We start from the raw sequence: 23,693 nt of genomic DNA on the forward strand, positions 1-23,693 counted from the left end.
ACGGTCCAAGAACAGCCAATATATAGATTAAGGGTTTTGCTAAAAGGTTCCGGTTTGACACTTAGGAGTGTAAAGGCATATAATCTGCATGGATTTATAATTAATTAGGAGACCTAATTAATTCGAAAACATCGCAATATGGTCATTAATCGCAATATGGTCATTATTAGTGTTCAAATAAAAAAAGTGGGTGAGGCATTGAAAGAGAAGGATATACTAGCGCAAAATTTGCTCATTGCATTCATGAGATTTAACCGAAGCAATTGGAAGCAGCCTAAGACGGAAGGGCGCAATCCGAGCGAGATTGTGCTTCTGGTTACATTAATCCGAGGGAAGGAAACGACTGAGAAGCACGATCCTGCTGTGGTTGGTCGTATGATCAGGGATTTTCAGGAGAATGGCCCGACGACGAAGGATCAGCTTGAAGGGCTTAAGATATCCGAGATCAGTGAAATTATGCGGGTCAAGGCACCGACTATTACTCCTGTCATTCAGGGGCTGGAGGAGCAGGGGTTAGTCGAGAGAAGAATGGACCAGTTTGATCGCAGAGTGATGCGGATAACGATAACGGAAGCAGGGCGAGAGGCCGTCCGGGACGTTCACCGCGAGCTCATGAGCAATATGAAGGAAATGATTGAATATCTAGGTGAAGAGGATAGTATTCAGTTAGCCAAACTGCTGACTCGGGTGTACGAGTATAAGGAACAGAAGCGGACAAGTGCTGAACAGCACTGTAAAGACAGATTTTCCCCAAAAGGGAGTGATCATACATGATGAAACTGCTGCGGATGCTGAATCCGTACAAGGCGGGTGTAGCTCTCGTCGTTTTTTTACTTCTGCTGCAATCGTTGTCTGATTTATTCTTGCCTACACTGATGTCCGATATCGTCAACTTTGGAATACCAGAGGGTGATGTTCCTTACATATGGAAAATCGGCGGTGTAATGCTCATTGTTGCTCTACTGGGTACATTGTGCTCTATTCTCGTGAGCTTCCTGTCCTCCCAGGTTACTGGCAAATTTGCACGTGATCTTCGCAGCCGGTTATTTAGACATGTAGAGAACTTCTCTCTTCATGAATTTGACCAGGTGGGAACGGCTTCACTCATCACCAGAACGACGAATGATATTACTCAGGTTCAGAACGTACTGCTGATGATGCTGCGGATGATGATCAGTGCGCCGCTGATGTTTATCGGCGGCCTTATTATGGCCATATCCCAAGATGCCAAGCTGTCTGTTGTTCTTGTTGTGTCCCTTCCGATACTCGCAGGAGCCATTGCGCTGATTGCCTTCAAGGGGCTGCCGCTCTTTAAGGCCATTCAGAAGAAGCTGGATCGTCTGAATCTGGTCCTGCGCGAACAGCTGACTGGTATTCGGGTCATTCGGTCATTTAATCGTACCGGCTATGAGAAGGAACGCTTCACAGAGGCGAACGGCGATCTCACCGATACCGTGATCAAGGTGAATAAGATCATGGCCTTCATGATGCCTGTTATGATGCTGGTGATGAATTTCTCCGTCATCGCTATTATTTGGTTCGGCGGCCTTCGCATTAATACAGGTGAGATCCAGGTAGGGAATATGATGGCGTTTATTCAATATGCCATGCAGATCATGTTCTCTCTGCTGATGGTGTCAATCATCTTCGTTATGCTGCCGCGGGCAGCAGCTTCTGCAGCTCGGATCAATGAAGTACTGACGATGAAGCCAGAGCTTGCAGATCCTACAGTGTCCAAGCCAGCCGGCAAGCTGCATGGGACTCTTGAATTCGACAACGTGTCCTTCAAATATCCGGGTGCTGAGGAATATGCACTCAAGGATATTAGCTTCACGGCACAGCCGGGAGAGATTACCGCCATTATCGGCGGGACAGGGTCGGGCAAATCGACGCTGCTTGCGATGATCCCGCGATTCTACGATGTCACTGAAGGCAACGTTCGCGTCAATGGCATGGATGTAAGAGATGTCGCTCAGCAAGAGCTGCGCTCGAAGATCGGATATGTTCCACAGAAGGCGGTACTATTCACAGGTACAATTGCGGACAACATACGCTACGGCAAAAAGGATGCTACAGAGGAGGAAATCCGGCATGCCGCTGAGGTCGCTCAGGCCGCTGAGTTTATCAGCGGGATGGAGGATGGATATGAGAGTATGATCTCGCAAGGGGGAAGCAATGTATCTGGCGGACAGAAGCAGCGTCTGTCCATAGCGAGAGCCCTGGTGCGAAGACCGGAAATCTATGTGTTTGATGACAGCTTCTCGGCCCTTGATTATAGGACGGATGCTAAGCTCAGAGCCGCGCTTGTAAACGAAACCGTCAACTCAACGGTCATTATCGTCGCACAGCGCGTAAGCACAGTAAGAGATGCGGATCGGATTCTGGTTATGGATGAAGGCGTAATTGTAGGCAGCGGAACTCACGACGAGCTGCTCCGAAATAGTGAGGTATACCGAGAAATTGTGTTCTCACAGCTGTCAGAGGAGGAGATTGCATGAGTCGTAAAAATAAAGCTTTCCAGAATCCGGCTAGTACGGCAGGGCCGAAGCATCCGGGCGGTCATCTCGGCCGTGGACCGGTTGAGAAGGCCAAGGACTTCAAAGGCACGATGAAGAGGCTGGTCCGTTATTTGAAGCCGCAAAATACAATACTGGTCGTTGTGTTTATTATGGCTATTCTGAGTACCGTGTTTACCATTGTTTCACCTAAACTGTTGGCGGTGGCAACGAATATTTTATCCGAGCCGCTGTTTGATCCGAATGCGACGATTGATTTCGTAGAGATTGCCAGAATCCTGATGTGGCTTGGCGCGTTGTATCTATTAAGTTCGCTGTTTGCCTATATACAGCAATATTTAATGGCCGGCGTCTCGCAGCGTGTTGTATTTGACATGCGGGAGCAGATTAATGGCAAGCTATCACGGCTTCCGCTCAAATATTTTGATGGAAAAACTCACGGCGAAATTCTTAGCCGGGCTACGAATGATGTGGATAATATCAGTAATACGCTGCAGCAGAGTCTCGCGCAGTTCATTACTTCATTTGTAACATTGGTGGGTGTCATCATCATGATGCTTACCATCAGTCCATTGTTGACACTGATAACGGTTCTTACGCTCCCGCTTAGTCTCATTGTGGTTGCACTGGTCGCTTCACGTTCACAGGGTTATTTTGTCGGTCAGCAGAAGAGACTCGGGGAACTGAATGGTCATGTTGAAGAGATGTATACCGGGCACAATGTCATTAAGGCATTTGGGCGGGAAGAACAATCGATCCAAGACTTTGACAAGATCAATGAGGAGCTGTATGAGACCGGCTGGAAGGCCCAGTTCATCTCAGGTCTGATTATGCCGCTCATGATGTTCATTGGTAACATTGGATATGTACTGATCTGTGTGGTTGGCGGGATACTCGTATCGACCCGGACATTGAATGTCGGCAGCATATTGGCGTTTATCCAATATTCCCGTCAATTCTCCCAGCCGATTAATCAGCTGGCTAACATTGCGAATGTCATTCAATCCACGGTGGCTTCTGCAGAGCGGGTGTTTGAGCTGCTTGATGAGAAAGAAGAAGTGGCTGAACAGAACACAGCGAATATCTCAAGTAAGGTGCAGGGTGCAGTAACGTTTGAGCATGTGAAATTCGGCTATAGTGAAGACAAGCCGCTCATAACCGATTTGAATGTCGATGTGAAGCCGGGTCAGACCGTTGCCATCGTAGGACCGACGGGTGCGGGCAAGACAACACTCATTAACCTGCTCATGCGCTTCTATGAAGTACAAGGCGGCGCCATTAGAATTGATGGTGTGGATATTACAGATATGCCGCGAAGCAGATTGCGGAGCATGTTCGGGATGGTGCTGCAGGATACATGGCTGTTTAACGGAACCATCTATGACAACATTGCATACGGCCGCGAGGGAGCGTCAGAGACTGAGGTTCGGCAAGCGGCGGCAGCAGCAAGAGCAGACCACTTCATCCGCACATTACCGGATGGATATCAAACGGTGCTCAATGAGGAAGCATCCAATATATCTCAAGGCCAGAAGCAGCTGCTGACTATTGCCCGTGCTATTCTTGCGAATCCTTCCATCCTTATTCTGGATGAAGCGACAAGCTCGGTGGACACCCGGACAGAGACCTTGATTCAGCAGGCCATGAACGAGCTGATGAAGGATCGTACAAGCTTTGTTATCGCGCACAGACTGTCTACGATTCGGGATGCAGATGTGATTCTGGTCATGAACCATGGGGATGTAATTGAGAAAGGAACCCATGAAGAGCTGCTTATGGCAGGAGGATTCTATGCTGAGCTATATAACAGTCAGTTTACCGAGGTAGGCTGAGCTAAGGATGTAAGATAATAAGTTCGAGGTCGACATATGAATAATAAAGAGTTTGAGGCTGTAATTAAATTACCTGCAAATGTTCGATATGAATATTTTATTAAAAGAATCGCTGACGCTGAAGAAGTATGGGGTCTGTATGATAACGGATGGGCTGTAACAGCTGATGAGAGGGGAAACCTATTACTTCCCTTTTGGCCGAAAAAAGAATTCGCAGAGGCATGTGCTATTGAAGATTGGAAGAGTTATAAAGGGAAGTTAATTGATCTAAGTGAGTTTGTAGTTGAATTCCTGCCCCAGCTTAAAAAAGATGGTATAAGACCCTCTATCTTTTTTAATAATGAAGATTCTGCTGTGCTGGAAGTGGATATTCTAATAAGAGATATAGAAGCTGAGCTAGAAAATTATTAGTCAGGTTCGAACTCTCTAAAATAGTTCCACAATAATAAACACCGTATTCTCTCTTAGCTGAGCAGGAGTGCTCCTCTCAAGAGAATCCGGTGTTTTGTTATTCTAGCCAATGGATCAGTAATCTTTGAATGGTCGTTATCCGCTTATACCTTAACCGTATCTTCTACAATAACGGCATCGGCTGGTATTTCCAGTTCTTTCGCTCTTCTCTGCTCGATCAGCTGTCTCGCGACGTTATAGCAGTCCTCTACATGTTTATTGCCTACGTAACGCATGGCAGAGAAGCTTAGTGCCGCGGAGAGGGCGTGACCGGCGATGGGGATTATGCGAGCCGCTTGTTTGGCCGCCATCCGTACACCAACCTTCTGTAGAAGCTTGATGACCAGTTCCCGGGTGATGAGTTTACCAATCACCGCGCTCCCCATGGACATTACCAGTCCGTACACCGCAGCTTTGGATTCCGCATCCATGCCGCCGAGCTGCTTCTCGGACAAGCCGAATTTATCGTTAATGGCAGGCAGGAGCTGCATCAGCATGCCGACATCCGCGACAACATCCGTTCCGGGAATGGGTACAAGCGCTGTGCCGCCTGATGCGAAGGCTCTCGTATTCACCATGGAACGGCACTCGCGCCGAATGGCTTCTAGTTCTTCAAGCGTTGCTGGAATCATAGGTACACTCCTCCTAGTCGTGGATATCCATTTTACAACTTCATTACCCCATCAAGCGATCTAAGACACGTTGGAATCCAATAAATATAACACCATTTTTGTAAATTTATATCCAATTCATTGGAACAATCCTGTGAGTGTGTAAGTCTACCTTTGTAAAAGAAGGGGGAATACTTATGAATTCGTTGAATTCGCCGAGCAATAGAGGGGCAGCAGCTAGACACAATAGAGGGATGGCAGTTACTCATAAGCAGCTTCTTGCCATCGCTCTGATGCTCGGCTTAAGTGCTTGTGCACCACCGACAGGCAGCGATGCAGAGATTCCGCACAGTTTGTCCACGCTGCCTGCCCATATGGAGCAAATCAGCGATGAGGAGCGCTCAAGACTTGCTGCAACATTGGATTCTGCACTGATTGAGTCTCAGAACACTCTCGGTATCCAACTGATGGATGAGCTTCGTAATAAGGAAGGAGCACACAAGAATATATTTTTCTCACCTTACAGCATTGCTTCTGCATTAACGCTCACTTATAACGGTTCAAAGGGTGTGACGGAGCAGGAAATGGCGGAGGTACTTAGGCTCACAGGCTTAAGTATGGAGGAGGTGAATGAGGCCAGCCGGATTTATATGCAGCTGCTGAACAGTCCGGGCCAAGGTGTGGAGCTGCTGACAGCGAACTCGGTCTGGGTAGATGCAGAATACGCATTAAAACCCGCTTTTCTTGAAACGGCAGGAACCAGCTATGGGGCAGAGATCTTGAAGGCAGAGCTGTCTTCTGCAGAAACGATGGATTCCATCAATGCCTGGGTCAGTGAGAGAACAAAGGGTCTGATTAAAGAGATACTGAACAAGCCTCTGGATAGCGCGGTGAGGGCTTATTTGCTGAATGCCTTGTATTTCAAAGGAACCTGGCTGCACACCTTTGATGAGAATCTTACACAGGATGGTGTTTTTACAACCGAGGAAGGTACTAAGCTGAATGTGCCGATGATGCACGATACCCATCTGTATGGATATAAGGAGACAGGGGAGTGGCAGGCAATACGGCTGCCTTATCGTGATTCAAGCATGAACATGCTGGTAATTCTTCCGGCTGAGGGCACGAGCTTGGCTGATATAGAGAAGCATTTGATGCAGGACCCTGCGGCATTCAATGGTCCATTTGAAGAGAATATGGTTCAGTTGTCCATGCCGAAATACAAGGTCGAATACGAAGCAGGGCTCGTAGACACGCTTAAGCATATGGGGATGAAATCGGCATTTGGTGAGGGGGCTGACTTCTCTCGGATGTCAACGGGGAACTTATTCATAAGCGACGTACAGCATAAAGCCGTACTCGAAGTGAATGAGCAGGGCTCCGAGGCAGCGGCAGCAACTTCCGTGGCTATGCAAGAGTCATCGTTAATGATTACAGACAATAAGGTGATGAATATCAATCGGCCCTTCTATACGGTCATTGAAGATGAGGTTACGGGAGCCTGGCTGTTTATGGGGTCCATTTATGATCCAGCAGGTGCACAATAATATGTAAGCTAAGACTATTGGTTTTTTACCTCCATCCACTCTAACGAGCCAGGCTTGTTTTATTTCTTCCGCTTTTCGGGTAGATATAGGAGTAAAGACTTGATTTGGTGGGGAGGAGATCAGAATGGATATTCAAAAAGCACTCCTCATCCATAACGAAGCAGCGGGAGCGGCTGTAAGTATGGTCGGCGGAGCTGTGTCTGCGCTGGCACCTGTTATTCCAGAGCTTGTTGTCCTCAAGACTCAGGCAGCGGGCGATGGTGAGAAGATATGCCGTCAGCGAGGCGAAGATGTGGATGCGGTCTTTATTCTTGGCGGTGATGGTACCGTCCATGAATGCATTAATGGGCTGGCACAGCTTGATCATCCGCCAGTAGTAGGCATTTTGCCGGGTGGTACCTGTAATGATTTTGCACGAACGCTGGGTATTCCGATGAATGTGCCGGAGGCGGCGGAAGCTTTGATCAATGGAGACGGGGCATCCGTGGATCTTGGAATGGCCAATGATCGGGTATTCACGAACTTCTTCGGTGTTGGGATTATAACGGAGACCTCTGAAAATATTGATCCTGCACTGAAAGGATCGCTCGGCAGACTCAGTTACTTCATCAGTACACTGCAGACCATTCGTGCTGCCAAGCCTTTTCGTTATCAGCTGAAGACGGAGAGCATACAGATCGAAGATGAGGCTGTCATGATCTATGTATCAAATGGCAGATCACTAGGCACCAGCACGCTGCCATTTGCCAAGGATTCACTTACGGATGGACAATTTGATGTGCTCATCATACGCCAGGCCGGCATCCCTCTTCTGCGGGAGCTGCTGGCCCGGAAGCCGGAAGGCAGGTGGGAGCCGCATAACGATAGTCTGAAGTACTTTAAGGCGAGTCAAATTCATCTGCAGACAGAGGAAGAGATGCCGGCAGATACGGATGGAGAAGTCTATCTCTCTGCACCGGCAGAGATAAGAGTACTTGAGCGCAGACTGAAATTTCTAATGCCAAGGAACGGAGACTCGCTGTGAGCTCCGTTCCTTATTGCTGTGCAGCGCCTTGCAGGAACAATTGGACCAGCACTTGGGCCAGGTCAAGCGGGGCGGGATACTGAATTCTTGTGTCTTCCCGATTCCCAAGCATCAGCATCGCAGTGAAAGCCTGAGCGAGAAGAATGGCATTGCCTTTCTTAAGCACACCTTGTTCCATCGCCTTCTCAATATGAACTGCCATCACCTCATAGATGCGGTACTCTGCATCTCGAATTTCCTTAATCTGCTCCGGGCTTAAGAATGCTTCGGCTTCACGCATAATTGTCTCCATCTCCGCGTGAGGTCTTGCGATCTTGGCCTCGGCCACACGAAGCAATCCTTGTTCAAACGTATCGGCCTCTTCGAGGAATCTTGCCGTATGCTTGTACCCATTCGTCAGCATGGTCGTCACAGATATTTTGAAGAGTTCAGGCTTACTTGTGAAATGATAGTAGATGGATGCTTTGGTCACATTGCATATTTTGGCGATTTGAGCAAGCGATACCGGTTCATAGCCGTTCTCCATAAAGAGCATGGAAGCCGTCTTAAGTATCGTCTCCTGAATCGGAATTTGATCATTGGTTTGCTTGGGTCTGCCCGGAGTTCGCGGGCTTCTTGTATTTTTCATATGAATCCTCCTGTGAACATTTTATGACAAGATGCGGATTTTATCAAAAAATAGGAGTGGACTATAATGCATGAATCCGGTCCGGATTATAGTTCCGCTGCATGAGCTGCCATCGCCGGCACTGAATGCCCAGCTGTCGGAAGACCGCAGCACGGTGCATGTTAGCAGAAGCATGGAAGCTAAGGTGCCCTTTTACATACGTAAGGAGATGAATATCACCTGAATGGTTGCATTCGCAATAGGATAAGACTTAAGATGGATGAAGTTTAACCAGATATTATGCATCAGACTAGATAAGCAGGGGGATTAGCAACATGACAAAGAAGGCAAAAGTATATCTTAACCACGACGGCGGTGTCGATGATCTTGTTTCACTATTTATGCTGCTGCAAATGGATAATGTAGAGGTAACCGGCGTATCTGTCATCCCGGCGGACGGCTATTTGGAACCGGCAACAGATGCAAGCCGCAAAATTATAGATCGATTCAGCACATATCCGGTGGAAGTGGCGAAATCGAATTCACGCGGTAAGAATCCTTTTCCAAGCGACTGGAGAATTCACTCTTACTTCGTTGATGCACTTCCTATTCTGAACGAGTCAGGCACCATGGAAGCCCCGTTGTCGGAGCTGCCAGCACACAAGCATATCATTGAGACGCTGAAAAATACGGAAGAGAAGACCGTACTCCTATTCACAGGTCCGCTTACCGATCTGTCACGTGCTCTTGAGGAAGCACCGGAAATCCAAGAGAAGATTGAGCGTCTGGTTTGGATGGGCGGTACGTTTGAGAACGGGAATGTCCAAGAGCCTGAGCATGACGGAACGGCGGAATGGAACGTGTATTGGGATCCGGAAGCCGCATACCAAATCTGGCAGACCGACATTGAGATTGATCTTGTGGCGCTGGAGAGTACGAATAAGGTTCCTCTTACCCCTGCTGTACGTAATCTGTGGGCTAAGGATCGTAATTACGAAGGTGTGGACTTCCTGGGTAACTGCTATGCAGGAGTGCCGCCGCTCGTTTACAGCGAGACGAACTCTACTTACTATTTGTGGGATGTATTAACAACAGCTGCCGTCGGTCGTGAAGATCTGGTTACACGGAAAGTGGTTCATTGCACAGTGATTCCTGACGGTCCGAGCCAAGGGCGTACAGTGATCGATCCGAACGGTAAGCCGGTGAATCTGGTATACGATACGGATCCGGCCGCCTTCTTTGCCTATCTGGTAGAGCTTGCGAAGAAAGCAGCGCCTAAGCGTTACTAAGATCTTATATCTATAAGATCAGAATATGAGTGCTGATGTTTCCGGGCTGTTCCTGGGTTGGAATCATCCGCACTTTTTTTGTGCGCGACTTGGCCCAAGCTCCTCTTATACGTTTTCACATAAGGCGCTGTTTTGGTAAAATGAGAGGATGCGTCCAAATCATCCACGGCAGAATTAAGCATGGAGCTGAGGACGGGAAGTCACCTTAAGGTGTTGACGAGAAAGGATATTTTACAAAATGAATGATAAGCTAGTTATATGTATTCCAGGACAGTGGAAGGATCGGGACAAGCTGAAGCGTTCGGTTCAGAAGAAGAGCCGGGGTGAATATGTGCTGGCTGAAGATTTGCTGATGGACACGAAGCACAATCGCGCGTTTGAGATTCGATTCCAGGAGCATGATGCCAAGCTGTCAGAAGCCTTCTATTATTCGGAAAGAGGCATGATGAACGACAAGGCACTGCACAAATTGAACAAGCATACTCATGTGTTGTGGCTAATGAGCTATATGGGCAGCTTGGATTCTGTACAAAAAATAGTGCCGGCAGTGCAGCTTCTGCTGAAGAGCGGCGGGCTGGCTGTGAAGATTGAAAATTCAGGTAAAGCCTACACATCCGAGGAATGGGACAGGCTGACAAGTGAAGCCCGGGTCGATCAGCTGCTGCATACCTTTGTCAGTTATCGGCAGAATGAGCAATACTACTATTCCTGCGGGATGCAAATGTTTGGCCTTCCCGAAGCAGCGATCAGCATGGAAACCGATCCGGATGCTTCAATGCAGGTCATGTCACAATTCTTGTATGGCCTACTGACGCATGTTGAGGATCAGGGCAGCGCAAGCCAAGGCTTCAAGATCTATGGAAAAACGTATGCAAGTCAGCTCGAACCAGAATGTTTTAATGAAGAAGAACCTTATCTGCACAACCCAAGCGGTATGTACGTGCTTACCGAAGTAGTGTAGGGGAGTAAGAATAAGTGCATAGATAAATACAGTCTCCAAGAGCTTCTTGGAGGCTTTTTTATGTCTTTTTATAGATCAATGTAACCAGTCGTACGAGACCCGGCTCGTCTGTGTAAAAAAAGACAGTGTTTTTATATAAAGAAAGCTAACAACAGGGATTGAATGTCCATTGAAAATGTCGTACATGCATCTCAAGTTATCATGAAATGATTCATTAATTATGAAATTAATTCCGTTAAATTAATGAAAACCTTCGCTTAGTGGCAAACTAGATTTGGCGGCGCTAATGGGAGCTTATCTTGGTCTTGGCGAGAACCTATATATGTCGGCATATATAACATAATCAGGCGGTTCCGAATAAAATAAGCGAAAGACCCTTGATAATGTTCGTGTTTTATTAAACATTTATGTAATATATTCCTTATCTCTTGCCTGTATCCGAATGATTATGTATAATCAAACCTGTGAGATGTCCGAATGTACGGTAGTATCTTTCGAATAGTAAAGGTGGTATCTGAATGCAGCTGGACACGAACGAGAACAAGAAGAAGATGTGCCAGATTTATAATGAAGTATCCAAGGAGCTATTCGGATTCGGCACGACCCTCCTGAAGGCTAGTGTTGACGATCGGATAGTTACCTTCTATGCGAAGCACCGCCGTTCACCGCGTTCGGCTGCTCTTGAAGGGGAAGCCCCTGAACTCAAGCAGGAGGTTGATTTTCGAATGTCTCTTCTATACAAGAAGATATTTCGGGACAAGCTTGAGGAGCAGATGAACCTTGAGATAGAAGCATTGCTGAGAGATTATGACGCTCCGACACAGATTGCGATTACCACGCTGATCTTGCGCGAAGAGTCCTGACCATAGGGTGAGATCGGGTTTATAACTCTATCAAGCCCCACATATGACGGCAATCAACTTCGGATCAACTCTGGAGGAGAACCAGTGAATTTATAAGCGGGTGTCGCTATTTCTTTGTTTACGAAGAAAAGTGTTCTTGTACAATACAAGGATGCTTTTCTTTTTTTGTTTCATATTGGGTATTAAAAAAAACAAAAGATTCTAAGGGGGATATTTACAATGAAAAAGGTACTGACAGGAATAACAAGTGTTGCACTAGCTTCCATGCTGCTGGCTGGCTGCGGCGGCGGTGAAGGCACGGCGAAGGACAAGCTGGTTATCTCGACTTGGGGCTTCTCGGAGGAATTCTTCAATGAACAAGTGTACGCCCCGTTTGAAGAAGAGCATAATGTTGACATCGTAGTCGAGGTCGGCAACAACGCAGAGCGATTGAACAAAATTCGTCAAGGAACTTCACAAGTCGATATCGTATTCCTGTCCGACTATTATGCACAGCAAGGCGTTGCAGAAGGCTTGTTTGAAACAATCGATCGTGCGAACATCCCGAATATCGAACAAATCTATGATTCTGCGAAAGCACCGCTTGGTGAAGATTACGGGCCGGCCTACACGGTTGGACAGCTGGGAATCGCCTATAATCCGAACCTGATTACAAATGAAGTTACGTCCTGGAGTGATCTGTGGAGCGAAGAATTCGCCGGAAATCTGACTCTGCCGAACATTACAGCGACAGCAGGCCCTATGGTGCTTGATGCAGCATCCACAGTAGCAGGCAACACTGCATTCAATGAGGATGCCGCTTTTACTGAGCTGGCTAAGGTGAAGGAAGGCGTGGTGAAGTTCTACAGCCAAACATCGGAATATGTGAACATGTTCGCCCAAGAGGAAATTGCCGGCGGTCCGATTATGGAAATGTACTTCAAGGATATCCAGGCTGCTGTGCCTGAAGCGAAGTTCGTAACACCTAGTGAGGGTGCTTATGCCGTAATGAATACAGTGAATGTTGTCAAAGGAACGAAAAATAAAGAGCTTGCTGAAGAGTTCATTAACTGGCAGCTGAGCGAGGAAGTGCAGACCGCTTCTGCCAAAGCAAAGGTCGATTCCCCGGTTAACGTGAACGTTGAGCTGACAGAAGAAGAAGCCGAAGGCATTACTTACGGTGCAGACGTCGTAGACCAGCTGAAGCTTCTGGACATGGAGTTTGTAAACAACAATGCAGCTGTATGGACAGACCGCTGGAACCGTGAAATTGCAAACTAAGTCAACTGATTATCGAATCGAACAAATAGCAAATAAATAATAAGTGCAAATAGATGACGCGAACAAGCAAAAAGGAGACTCGTACGATGAATCCTATTCTTCTGGATGTAGACACAGGAATCGATGATGCGCTCGGAATCATGCTGGCGGTACAGACTCGCTTCGATGATATTGCGTGCATTACGACCGTATGCGGCAACGTATCATTGGATCAGGCTACAGAGAACACGTGTAAAATACTCGAGTTCATGCAGGCAGATCAAATCCCTGTATATCGCGGCTCCGAGAGCCCGATTATCCGCAAATCGCATTATGAGCACCGCGTGCACGGACAGGATGGTCTGGGCGGAGCACTCAAGGGTTATACCGCGAAGAAGCAGGCAGACAGCGGATTTGCCCCAGACCGCATCATCGAGACGGTGATGGAGAGACCGGGCGAAGTGACGCTGATCATGACAGGGCCGCTCACCAATCTGGCGCTTGCTCTGCTGAAGAAGCCAGATCTCGTTAAATATGTGAAGGAAGTGATCTTCATGGGCGGGGTTGTAAAGGGCATGGGTAACATTACACCCGTCGCCGAGTACAACACGTACGCCGATCCTGAAGCTGCACGCATCGTACTGCATGCCGGGTTCCCGAAGCTCACTCAAGTGGGACTGGATGTAACACGCCAGACGCTGCTGACCGAAGCTCATATCGAGCGACTCACGACGCCTGCCATTAAGGAATATGTTGCTGAGAGCACAGCTATCTATATCAAGCGCTATGAACAAATGAACGGTGTGCGCGCTTGTGCTCTGCACGATCCGCTCGCTGTAGGGGTGGCGCTGAGCCCTGACTTTGTAACAAGAAATGCGTATTACGTCGATGTAGAGACGGCAAGCCGCTTGTGTGACGGCCAGATGGTTTGCGACTTCCAGAATCGGCTGGGGCGTGAAGCGAATGTACTGGTCTGCGAGGAAGTGAATCAGGCTGCTTTTCTGGATCATTTTATTGAAGCACTTAACAAACCCATTGGAGCCTCTTAAATGAAGAATAAATACGCTTATTACCTTCTCTTGCCGGGGTTCCTGTTTCTGACGCTGTTCATGGTGGTTCCGATCGTGCTGACGATCGGCTCTACCTTTGTGCAGGACGGGAGCCTGACACTTGAGGGGTACCAACACTTTTTACAAGACACTTATTTTCTGAAAATATTGTGGACTACGCTGCAGGTCAGTGTGCTGACGACGGTGTTATGTATTTTGCTTGGATTTCCGACAGCCTACTATATCGCCAAGCGCAGCGCTCGTAAGAAATCCATCCTGATTGCACTGGCGATCTTTCCCATGCTGACAAGCCCGGTTGTTCGTTCCTTCAGCTGGATGATCATTCTGGGCCGCAAGGGACTCGTCAATAATGCACTGATAGGTATGGGTCTCATTAATGAGCCGCTCGATCTGCTCTATACGCCGATTTCCATTACGATTGGTCTCTTGCATCTGTTCCTGCCGATTATGATTATTTCACTGGTGGGTGTGCTGGAGAATATTGATACGGATCTGATTAAAGCAGCGGAGAGCCTTGGCGCTTCCCGGTTTACGGCGTTCAGACGCATCGTGTTCCCGCTGGCGGTTCCGGGTCTGGTGCTGGGTTCAACGCTTGTGTTCGTCGGCAGCTTGACCGCCTATACGACACCTGCGCTGCTGGGAGGGAAAGAACGGGTCGTTTCCACGTTCCTGTACCAGAACGCAATGACGCTGAACGATTGGTTCCTGGCGTCCGTTATCGCAACGATTATGATCGTCATTACGTTTATTGTCGTCGGTCTGATGAACAAGGCGGCGAACAAATTAAATCCGAAGGGGTAAACAACATGCGGGAGAAAAATATCGGGCTCAGCCTGATCAGTCTTGTGGTCTTCATCTTTCTGCTGGGCCCGCTTCTGATTATCGCTGCCAGTTCATTTGAGCCGGGGACGGTGCTGAAATTTCCGCCGGAGGGCTTTTCCCTGAGGTGGTATGAAAATATTTTTGAGCAAGGAAGCTTTGTACGAACCTTTATGATCTCAGTCATCATTTCGCTGGCGGGCAATGTGCTCGCGCTGCTCATCGGCGTGCCAGCTGCTTATGCAATCAGCCGTTTTCGGTTTAAAGGCCGGGATGCGCTGAATGCGATCTTTTTGTCCCCGGTGCTTATACCGGGAATTGTGCTTGGCTTTACACTCATGCGTTATTTGATCGTTGTATATCAGCTGCCGCTGTATGCGGGACTGCTTATCGGTCATGCCGTAATCATGCTGCCATTTATTATCCGGGTGATCGGCTCAAGCCTGTCGAACTTCGACTTTGCTATTGAAGAGGCGGCACTGAGCCTGGGTGCAGGACGGGTTGCGACCTTCTTCAAGGTAGTCCTGCCGAACATTAAATCCGGCATTATCGCCGCAATCTTGATCGCCTTCTTGGAATCATTTAATAACGTTGACATTTCCGTCTTTATGACCGGTCCGGGGGTAAGCACCCTGCCGATCCAGATGCTCACATATGTAGAGAATTATTTTGACCCGACGATCGCGGCGATATCCGTGCTGCTGATGGTCGTTACCGGCGCATTTATGTTCTTGATTGAACGGATGATGGGTCTGTCCTATTTCACGAAACGCTAATGACAGGAGGCACTTAAGATTATGGCATTGCTAACTTTGGACAAAGTCTCGGTGGCCTATGACAACAATTATATACTCAAGGATTTTGATCTGGCGCTTGAAAAAGGACAGCTCATCTCCCTGCTCGGCCCGAGCGGCTGCGGCAAAACAACAACACTGCGTCTTATAGCCGGCTTCCTTGAAGCCAAAGACGGCAAGTTTACATTTGACGGTAAGGATTACACACGGGTGCCCGTGAACAAGCGTAATTTCGGCTTTGTGTTCCAGAGCTATGCGCTGTTCCCGCATTTGTCGGTGTATGAGAATGTCGCGTTTGGACTAAAAATGCGGAAGGTCAAGGATGATGAGATTAAGAAGCGCGTGCTGCGTATTCTTGAGGTGGTCAGCTTGGCTGGCTTTGAAAAAAGGCTGCCGCAGGAGCTGTCGGGTGGTCAGCGCCAGCGGGTGGCGATTGCCCGTGCGCTCGTAATTGAGCCGGATCTGCTCTTGTTCGACGAGCCGCTGAGTAACCTGGACGCGAACCTGCGGGTGAACATGCGGGTGGAGATTCGCCGTATTCAGCAAGAGCTTGGTATTACGACGGTGTATGTATCGCATGACCAGGAGGAGTGCTTCTCGATCTCTGACCGTGTCGCAATTATGAATAAAGGAAATGTGGAGCAGCTAGAGCGCCCGGAGACAATCTTTAAGTATCCGGCGACCGAGTTCGTCGCACGGTTTATCGGCTTCCACAACTTTGTAGAGTTTGATGAGCGCAGCGAGCAGGATGGAATGATTGCGCTGCGTGTCGGCACTCGTTCGTTCACCGCGACGAAGAACCCGGGCACACTTACGCCGGGAGCACGTAAAGGGGCCATCCGCCCGGATGACATGATCGTAACGGCAGCGGATGACGGTGATGTGCCTGCAAATGCACTGCCGGGTGTAGTGAAGGTGAGCACGTACCTTGGACGCAGCTACCAGTATGTAGTGGAGACCGAGTTAGGAGACTTTACCGCGAACCAGGAGATGGAGAGCGCGTACCTGAGCGGTCAGCGGGTGAACCTGATCTTCCCGCCAGAGAAACTCGTACTTGTACAGTAATTCTTAGAGTTTAAGCTTTAGCATATTTTTATTTTTTATCTTTTTCTTTTATGCTATTGTTTTTTGTTTTTTATCTTTTGTCTTTTGTCTTTTGTCTTTTGTCTTTATGTCAGTCGCAAGACGAAGGAATACCGCTGACACGCCAAAGCAAGCGCATCGCGAAGGCAAGAGGTCTTTTCCGCAGCGAGCGAAGCTTCGCTGGCCCTCGCCGGAGCGGGCGAAGCGCGAAGGCAAGAGAGATCTTTGCCGAACTTAGGGACAGTCGAGCGAAGCTTCGCTGGCCCTGGCCGGAGCGGGCGAAGCGCGGAGGCAGGAGAGATCTTTGCCGAACTTAGGGACAGTCGAGCGAAGCTTCGCTGGCCCTGGCCGGAGCGGGCGAAGCGCGGAGGCAAGAGAGATCTTTGCCCGCGCTTGGAGGACAGAGAGCGAAGCTTCGCTGGCCACCGCCGGAGCAGACGAAGTGCGCAGGCTAAGCGCCTCTACGCACAAGAGCCATGCGGCAAAGCAGCCTGACGGATAATATTCGTCAGGCAAGCCGCATCGCGGCTCCACGCGCAACCGTAACCATAGCAAGTTTGAACAAAACTAATGAACCGCCAGTTCCGGGTGTCCAGAGGGCAGAGCCCTCTGGGGCCCTCCCTGTCAGGGAGGGTTTGGGAGGGTGACCTTCCGGTTTGGAAGGGTGTTTTTAAAGGAGCTGATTCCTGACGTGAGAATAGATCAATTGATCTTGAATGTAAAAATTTACAATAGTTACTATAAAATGTTTGAAGAAGGCAGTGTTGCGGTATGCGACGGACGGTTTTTATACATCGGACCTCGCGGGGAAAAAATGTTCACTGCGAACGAAATTGTAGATGGACGCGGTCATTACATGATTCCTGGGCTGATCGATATTCATCTTCACATTGAGAGCACGATGGTGACACCGGCGACGTTCTCCTACGGGCTGCTGCGCTGTGGGGTAACAACCATTGTCCCTGAGCCCCATGAGATGGCGAATGTATTCGGCATTGAGGGTGTGCAGCAAATGATGGAAGCGAGCAAGGAATGCACGGTCGATATGTTCTATGCCATTCCAAGCTCGGTTCCGGCTACACCGATGGAAACGACAGGCGGAAGCATTGAGATTGAGGACATGGACAAGCTGATGGCAACAGGCGAGATTATCTGCCTGGGCGAAATCATGAACTATGTGGATGTCATTAACAAGCCGGATAGCAAGACGAACCGCATTCTGAAGCATATGAAGAAGAACTATCCCAAGCTTGTCATCGAAGGTCACACGCCGAAGCTGATGGGCCTTGATCTGCACCGGATGATCTATGCAGGTGTAGACTCCGACCACACGCATCAAAGTATCGAAGGTATGAAAGCCCGTATCGCCGCAGGCATGTTCATCGAGCTGCAGGAGAAGTCCATGACCCAGGAAGTGATGGACTACGTGATTCATCATCCGGTATCCTCCCATTTCTGCTTTGTCACAGATGATGTCATGCCGGATTCGTTCGTGGAAAAAGGACATCTCGATCATATCGTGCGTAAGGCGATCCGGATGGGCATGAAGCCAGAGGATGCCATTTTTGCGGCAACCTATACGCCTTCGAAGCGGATGAAGATGGATGACCGGGGCAGCATCTCACCAGGTAAAGTTGCGGATTTTGTACTCGTATCTGACCTGTACCAGTTTGATGTCAAGCAGGTGTACAAAGGCGGGAAGAAAGTATTTGATCTATATGAGCATGATGTGCAGAAGAGTGAGACAGGTGCGTTTCCTGCTCATTTTTACAACAGTGTGAAGCTTGCACCACTCTGCCATGAAGACCTGACGGTGAAGGTGGATGTTCCGGACGGTCCTCACCAAGCACGGGCCATGATCGTCAAGAATGGTTCGACCTTCACTCAGGAAGCGCATGTCGATGTGACTGTTCAAGACGGAGTGCTGCAATGGGAAGATTCAGGCTATGGTCTGATTGCCACGTTTGAGCGCTACGAGAAGAACGGAAATCATGCATTCGGACTCATTGGAGGCGATACGATCAAGCGCGGAGCAATCGCAACAACGTATTCTCATGACAACCATAACTTGCTGATTATCGGTCGTCACTGGGAGGATATGCTGCTCGCAGCGAACACGGTCATCGAGAGTCAAGGCGGGTTCTGCGTGGTGGAGAATGGAGAAATTCTGTCCCATGTGGAGCTGCCGGTCGGGGGAATCCTGACGGAGGAGCCGCTCCATATTGTCGCGCATCAAGTAAAGGAGCTGCGTGAAGCGATGCAGTCGCTCGGATATGTACACTATAACCCAATCATGTCGCTCAGCACGCATTCGCTTGCGGTCAGCCCGGCTTTGAAAATTACCGATCATGGACTTATTGATGTAAACGAAGGTGAAATCGTATCTTTGATTGTTTAAGCATCTTGCAACATCAGATGGTATAATATGGTTTGCACAACGGTATCGGCTATAAGGCGGTCGGCTAGTCTCCTTTCTAGGAGGTGATGCTTGTGGAGGTTAAGGAAGCTCTGGCATTATTGAATGCAATTCCGCTAGTTTATCGTAGCGTTAATCAGATCAATCATCAGTATTGTCATTCCCATTGTAAACCGAGACAAAAAGAAATAGACCGCCCTTTCGTGAGGTGAACGGTCTATTCTTTGACATATAACCTAATGCCGACCGCTCTTACAGCGGTAAGTTGTGCAGGGAGTCGTGTGTAGGAGCACGGCTCCCTTTTCCTATTCTTATCTTAACTTATCCATATTTTAGACTTCAATAAACAAAAACACTTTTGCTATGATAATCTCATACAAGATATTAACGATATGGAGGGACAAGCATAGATGGAACATAGCAGCACGAGAGCAGGAACAAACGCTGCAAGCACAGCGGTATTCTTCGACGTTGACGATACTTTGTATGACCATCTCGCTCCACTACGAGAGGCTTTAATGCAGAGGCTTCATCTGCCGGGAACACTACCGTACGAGGAAATCTACCACCGATTCAGGTACTACAGTGACTTACTATCTGCGGAAAAGAACTTATCTGCCGTACCTGCACCGGAGGAAGTGGCAGACATGCGCAGACGCCGGTTTATGCTCGCTCTAGCGGAGTTCGGCATTTTTATTAACGAGGAGCAGGCAGAAGCAGCGCAAGCGGCATATCTTGATATGCAGTTTAGAATTAAGCCTTTCCCAGGTATGGTTGAGATGATTCAGCATTTAAGAGACCGCGGAGTGATCGTCGGCCTGATTACGAATGGACCGGAAGAGCATCAGATGGCGAAGATTAAAGCACTTCAAATGGAAAGCTATGTGGATCAGAAGCTGTTCTTTGTCTCAGGCGGAGTAGGCTACGCCAAGCCGGATGCCCAGCTGTTTCAGTATGTGAACAAGGTAACGGGAACGGCTCCAGAGAACTGCTATTATGTAGGCGATTCATGGAGAAACGATGTGGTAGGAGCGCTGGCTGCGGGCTGGACCGTACTATGGTTTAACCACCGGAGAGCAGAGCCAGAGTCAGAGCATAAACCTCATTCTATTGCTGAAAATGTGGAGCAGCTTGAAGCCATACTAATGAAGCTGATGGTCTAGATTTGATTGAATACAAATGATAAGAATTTATAAACATCGGGATCTCGCTAAAGAAAGGTGCGGGAATGACCGATGTTTTTTTGTATTGCGGCAAGGGGAATGCCTAGAAAAGATCCCAAGAAAAAATAATTCTAAATTACATGAATCAATTTCATAACTCATTAAAAAGGCGGAATCGAAACTATATATAGACAAATTAAATCATTTTGATCTATATATACTCTTGATTTAAGCAACTAAAGGTATTATGAAATTGATTCACATCATTAATTTTCAAAAAGCTATTTCTTTTTCTGGATAACATGTTATAATCATATCAGGATTTAGATTAAGTCTAAATCAAAGATAATAAAGTCATCATGATCATCGACACCAAGGAATCCAACTTGTAATTTTTATTTAAGCGAATCAAGCTCATGAGGATTATTCAGTTATGAAGTTGATTCAGTAAATGATTCGTTAATAAAATTCCAATTTAAAAGGAGAAATAAATATGACAACAACTCAAACAAACCAAGCTAACCAAGTAAAAGATGAGCAATTCCTGCACAGCTCCCTGAACCGCCAAATTGCCGGATGGTCTGTGCTTTATACGAAGCTTCACAATTTCCACTGGTATGTCAAAGGACCTCACTTCTTCAAACTGCATGAGAAATTCGAAGAGTTCTACAATGAAGCAGCGGAGAATCTTGATGTTGTGGCTGAGAGACTGCTAGCCATTGGCGGACGTCCAGCAGCTACCATGTCTGAGTATCTGAGCCTGTCCCCTGTTGAAGAAGCAGCTCAAGGCCTGAGCGCAGAGCAAATGGTTCAAGCGATCGTGGAAGACTATACGACAATGGTTGAAGCGATGGTGGAAGCACAGGAAGCGGCAGAGGCACTTGAAGATCAAGTAACAGCGGATATGCTGATTGGCATGCAGGCATCTCTGCAAAAACAAGTATGGATGCTGAATGCTTTCTTGGGTAAATAAGCAGGACCCTGCTCAACAAATAGACACATGGAAGTGTCCAACTGATGAACTTCCTCTTGCTCATGTAGTTTCATGAATTCTGGATGGGTATAATGGAACTAATTCAAAAGTCACGCTTGCCAGTAAAGTGTTAAATGGGAAGATGACGGAGAGAACGAGAGGTCGGCAGGAAGTATGACAAATAAGTCTGCACTTATTAAAGAAGCTGAATCGTTTATATATACAAGCTATGAAGAGCTGGGTCTGAGCCGTGATACGGCAAAGGCCCGGTTTGTTCGCATTCGTGAAGATATCGAAATAACAGGCACTTATGTACATACGAAGCAGGAGCTTGAGTATGGCATCAAGCTGGCTTGGCGCAACAGCAACCGCTGTATTGGTCGACTGTTCTGGGAAACGCTGCGCCTTGTGGATGCACGTGACGCCACCACAGCGGAAGAGGTTGCTGAGCTGTTATTTTCTCACATTCGGCAGGCAACGAACGGTGGCAAGGTTATTCCTATGCTGACTGCCTTCAAGCCTATGGATGCAGCCGGACGGGCTCCGGTTCGGATATGGAATCACCAGCTTATCCGATATGCAGGTTACGAAACGGAGCGGGGGGTCCTCGGTGATCCCGCTTCGGTACAGCTGACCCAAGAGGCGCTGCGGTTAGGCTGGCAAGGAGAAGGGACCGCATATGATGTGCTCCCTCTTATTATTGAGATCCATGGTGAGAAGCCGCAGCTCTTTGCAATTCCGAAGGAGCTGGTACTGGAAGTGCCGATCCGGCATCCGGAATATTCTACATTTGAAGAACTCGGCATGAAATGGTATGCGGTTCCGATGATCTCGGATATGCGGCTTGAGATTGGGGGCATTCATTACCCGGCGGCTCCGTTTAACGGCTGGTATATGGGAACCGAGATTGGAGCACGGAATCTGGCTGACGAATTTCGTTATCATATGCTGCCTCAAGTAGCGCGGCTGATGGGACTGGACACCTCATCTGAACGAACGCTGTGGAAGGACAAGGCTCTAGTCGAGCTGAATCTGGCTGTGCTTCATTCCTATAGGCTAGACGGGGTTAGTATGGTCGACCATCATACGGCGGCGAATCAATTTGCCAAATTCGAAGAACGGGAAGCAAATGCAGGACGGCAAGTCACAGGAGATTGGACATGGCTTATTCCACCCGTATCGCCAGCGACGACGCATATTTTTCATAAGTCCTATAACAATACAACGCTTACGCCGAATTTCTTCTATCAACAGGCTCCCTACCCTGCAGATAGGGAATTGGCAGACGATACAACGCTGCTGCAAGAGACCGTCCCTTCGGTAAAATGCCCTTTCCACTAGGCCCGGGCTAAATCTCATAAATAATTAGAACCGTCAGGCATGTTCCTGGCGGTTTTTTTGTGTGTTCATCTGTGAGTCACGGACGGAAGCATGTCATTCATACAGCAGTTCTGGAATAGATATAGTGAAAAGCTCTCGAATGATGATACACGAGGGAGGGGCAAGGAATGGACAAAAGCCAGTTGATTTCTCTGATTAAAGTGCCCTTTGGATATGGTGCGGGCCGAATGGGCAGTGAGCTTGGACCTGAGCGTCTGCTTCGATTGGGTCTGTTGGAACAGTGGAAGGAGCTTGGGTATGTGCTTGATGAGCCTTCCCGTATTATACTGAAGGATCAATGGAGCGATAAGGCAATGAGCGTGCACATGAAAAATGCGGCTAAGGTGTTGTCCATATGCACGGCATTAGCCAGTGAGGTTAAATTGAAAAGAGCCGAAGGGCATTTTCCATTCATCCTCGGCGGGGATCACAGCATTACGATGGGCTCACTTGCCGGATTGACAGCGGCTGGAGCGAGGCTTGGTGTCATCTGGATGGATGCCCACTCCGATCTGAATACAGAGGAGACGACCCCTTCAAGGAATATGCATGGTATCCCGTTAGCTGTCGGACTCGGCAGGGCAGCTCTGAAGCTGTCAGATATCTATGAAGGTGCTGCAGATATTGATGCCGCAAAGACCGTGCTGATCGCAGCCAGAGAGCTGGACCCCGGTGAGAAGGAGCTGATCAAGGAGCTGGGGATCCATTGTTACACGATGCATGAGATTGATAAGCTCGGCATACAGAAGGTGATCGATGAGGCGGTCGATATCACTAGCAGCGGAACAGACGGTGTTCATCTCAGCTTCGACATTGACAGTCTTGACCCGACAGAGGCACCGGGTACAGGTACGCCGGTTCAAGGCGGATTATCTTATAGAGAGGCCCATTTTGCCATGGAGCTGTTGTATGAAGCCGGAATGATCACTTCTTGCGACTTTGTGGAGGTTAACCCGCGGCTGGACCGGATGAATCGGACTTCAAAGCTTGCTGTCGATCTTATCGGGTCGTTATTTGGCAAACGGATATTGTAAGCTCGGATGTAGGTGGAGTAAT

The 23,693-nt window shown here is 48.3% G+C and carries 23 protein-coding genes; 21 read left to right on the top strand and 2 right to left on the bottom strand.

Annotation, left to right across the window (positions count from 1 at the left end; genetic code table 11):
• Positions 1-138: 138 nt before the first annotated feature.
• From ACFQ3J_RS17430 to ACFQ3J_RS17445, 4 genes are read left to right on the top strand one after another with little or no spacing between them, the layout of a single operon-like run.
• Positions 139-774: a MarR family winged helix-turn-helix transcriptional regulator gene (locus ACFQ3J_RS17430; protein WP_091160200.1), complete on the top strand. Its 636-nt coding sequence runs from the start codon at positions 139-141 to the stop codon at positions 772-774.
• Complete coding sequence (locus tag ACFQ3J_RS17435) at positions 771-2,498, top strand: ABC transporter ATP-binding protein (RefSeq protein WP_251582959.1); 1,728 nt, start codon at positions 771-773, stop codon at positions 2,496-2,498. Before ACFQ3J_RS17430 ends, ACFQ3J_RS17435 begins: the two co-directional genes overlap by 4 nt.
• On the top strand, positions 2,495-4,348 hold the full coding sequence (locus tag ACFQ3J_RS17440) for an ABC transporter ATP-binding protein (RefSeq protein ID WP_285850144.1): 1,854 nt from the start codon (positions 2,495-2,497) through the stop codon (positions 4,346-4,348). Before ACFQ3J_RS17435 ends, ACFQ3J_RS17440 begins: the two co-directional genes overlap by 4 nt.
• A 36-nt stretch (positions 4,349-4,384) precedes the next feature.
• Complete coding sequence (locus tag ACFQ3J_RS17445; RefSeq protein ID WP_091160205.1) at positions 4,385-4,759, top strand: DUF2750 domain-containing protein; 375 nt, start codon at positions 4,385-4,387, stop codon at positions 4,757-4,759.
• Positions 4,760-4,902: 143 nt separating this feature from the next.
• Here ACFQ3J_RS17445 and ACFQ3J_RS17450 read toward each other — a convergent pair whose 3' ends face one another.
• On the bottom strand, positions 4,903-5,430 hold the full coding sequence (locus ACFQ3J_RS17450; protein ID WP_091160206.1) for a hypothetical protein: 528 nt from the start codon (positions 5,428-5,430) through the stop codon (positions 4,903-4,905).
• Between the two features lie 176 nt (positions 5,431-5,606).
• Between ACFQ3J_RS17450 and ACFQ3J_RS17455 the strand changes: the two genes are divergently transcribed.
• Entirely contained in the window at positions 5,607-6,956 is a 1,350-nt protein-coding gene (locus ACFQ3J_RS17455) for a serpin family protein (protein WP_091160208.1), read from the top strand.
• A 124-nt stretch (positions 6,957-7,080) separates the two neighbouring features.
• Entirely contained in the window at positions 7,081-7,980 is a 900-nt protein-coding gene (locus tag ACFQ3J_RS17460) for a diacylglycerol/lipid kinase family protein (RefSeq protein WP_091160209.1), read from the top strand.
• A gap of 10 nt (positions 7,981-7,990) precedes the next feature.
• On the opposite strand, the gene ACFQ3J_RS17465 is transcribed toward ACFQ3J_RS17460, so the two are convergent.
• A complete protein-coding gene (locus ACFQ3J_RS17465; protein WP_091160211.1) occupies positions 7,991-8,608 on the bottom strand; it encodes a TetR/AcrR family transcriptional regulator in 618 nt (205 codons plus the stop codon).
• Positions 8,609-8,678: 70 nt separating this feature from the next.
• On the opposite strand from ACFQ3J_RS17465, the gene ACFQ3J_RS17470 reads away from it, so the two are divergent.
• The 15 genes from ACFQ3J_RS17470 to rocF all read left to right on the top strand — a co-directional run bounded on the left by ACFQ3J_RS17470 (position 8,679) and on the right by rocF (position 23,671).
• A complete protein-coding gene (locus ACFQ3J_RS17470) occupies positions 8,679-8,831 on the top strand; it encodes a hypothetical protein (protein ID WP_170862529.1) in 153 nt (50 codons plus the stop codon).
• A 91-nt stretch (positions 8,832-8,922) separates the two neighbouring features.
• Positions 8,923-9,876: a nucleoside hydrolase gene (locus ACFQ3J_RS17475; RefSeq protein ID WP_091160212.1), complete on the top strand. Its 954-nt coding sequence runs from the start codon at positions 8,923-8,925 to the stop codon at positions 9,874-9,876.
• 238 nt (positions 9,877-10,114) lie between these two features.
• Entirely contained in the window at positions 10,115-10,837 is a 723-nt protein-coding gene (locus ACFQ3J_RS17480; RefSeq protein WP_251582957.1) for a hypothetical protein, read from the top strand.
• Positions 10,838-11,355: 518 nt separating this feature from the next.
• The gene (locus tag ACFQ3J_RS17485) at positions 11,356-11,700 is read left to right on the top strand and encodes a hypothetical protein (RefSeq protein WP_047911316.1); all 345 of its coding nucleotides are present in this window, start codon (positions 11,356-11,358) and stop codon (positions 11,698-11,700) included.
• Positions 11,701-11,919: 219 nt separating this feature from the next.
• Positions 11,920-12,960 carry an ABC transporter substrate-binding protein gene (locus tag ACFQ3J_RS17490; protein WP_251582955.1) on the top strand — a complete coding sequence of 347 codons (1,041 nt, stop codon included), beginning with the start codon at positions 11,920-11,922 and terminating at the stop codon, positions 12,958-12,960.
• An 86-nt stretch (positions 12,961-13,046) separates the two neighbouring features.
• On the top strand, positions 13,047-13,988 hold the full coding sequence (locus tag ACFQ3J_RS17495; protein WP_251582953.1) for a nucleoside hydrolase: 942 nt from the start codon (positions 13,047-13,049) through the stop codon (positions 13,986-13,988).
• Positions 13,989-14,810, top strand: coding sequence for an ABC transporter permease (locus tag ACFQ3J_RS17500; protein ID WP_091160218.1), 822 nt, complete (start codon positions 13,989-13,991; stop codon positions 14,808-14,810).
• A 5-nt stretch (positions 14,811-14,815) separates the two neighbouring features.
• Positions 14,816-15,604, top strand: a complete 789-nt coding sequence (locus ACFQ3J_RS17505) for an ABC transporter permease (RefSeq protein WP_091160220.1) — start codon at positions 14,816-14,818, stop codon at positions 15,602-15,604.
• Between the two features lie 21 nt (positions 15,605-15,625).
• On the top strand, positions 15,626-16,687 hold the full coding sequence (locus ACFQ3J_RS17510; RefSeq protein ID WP_251582951.1) for an ABC transporter ATP-binding protein: 1,062 nt from the start codon (positions 15,626-15,628) through the stop codon (positions 16,685-16,687).
• Positions 16,688-16,930: 243 nt separating this feature from the next.
• Entirely contained in the window at positions 16,931-17,200 is a 270-nt protein-coding gene (locus ACFQ3J_RS17515; RefSeq protein WP_251582950.1) for a hypothetical protein, read from the top strand.
• 196 nt (positions 17,201-17,396) lie between these two features.
• The gene (locus ACFQ3J_RS17520) at positions 17,397-19,103 is read left to right on the top strand and encodes an adenine deaminase (RefSeq protein WP_091160283.1); all 1,707 of its coding nucleotides are present in this window, start codon (positions 17,397-17,399) and stop codon (positions 19,101-19,103) included.
• Positions 19,104-19,531: 428 nt separating this feature from the next.
• Complete coding sequence (locus ACFQ3J_RS17525; protein ID WP_251582949.1) at positions 19,532-20,284, top strand: HAD family hydrolase; 753 nt, start codon at positions 19,532-19,534, stop codon at positions 20,282-20,284.
• 493 nt (positions 20,285-20,777) lie between these two features.
• Positions 20,778-21,257 (top strand): Dps family protein, encoded by a 480-nt coding sequence (locus ACFQ3J_RS17530; RefSeq protein ID WP_091160226.1) that lies wholly within the window; start codon positions 20,778-20,780, stop codon positions 21,255-21,257.
• A 174-nt stretch (positions 21,258-21,431) separates the two neighbouring features.
• Complete coding sequence (locus ACFQ3J_RS17535) at positions 21,432-22,598, top strand: nitric oxide synthase oxygenase (protein ID WP_251582948.1); 1,167 nt, start codon at positions 21,432-21,434, stop codon at positions 22,596-22,598.
• Between the two features lie 167 nt (positions 22,599-22,765).
• Entirely contained in the window at positions 22,766-23,671 is a 906-nt protein-coding gene (gene rocF, locus ACFQ3J_RS17540; RefSeq protein WP_251582947.1) for an arginase, read from the top strand.
• Positions 23,672-23,693 lie beyond the last annotated feature (22 nt).

It is taken from the genome of Paenibacillus provencensis, from assembly GCF_042678545.1.
GTDB classification, from domain to species: Bacteria; Bacillota; Bacilli; order Paenibacillales; family Paenibacillaceae; genus Paenibacillus; species Paenibacillus provencensis.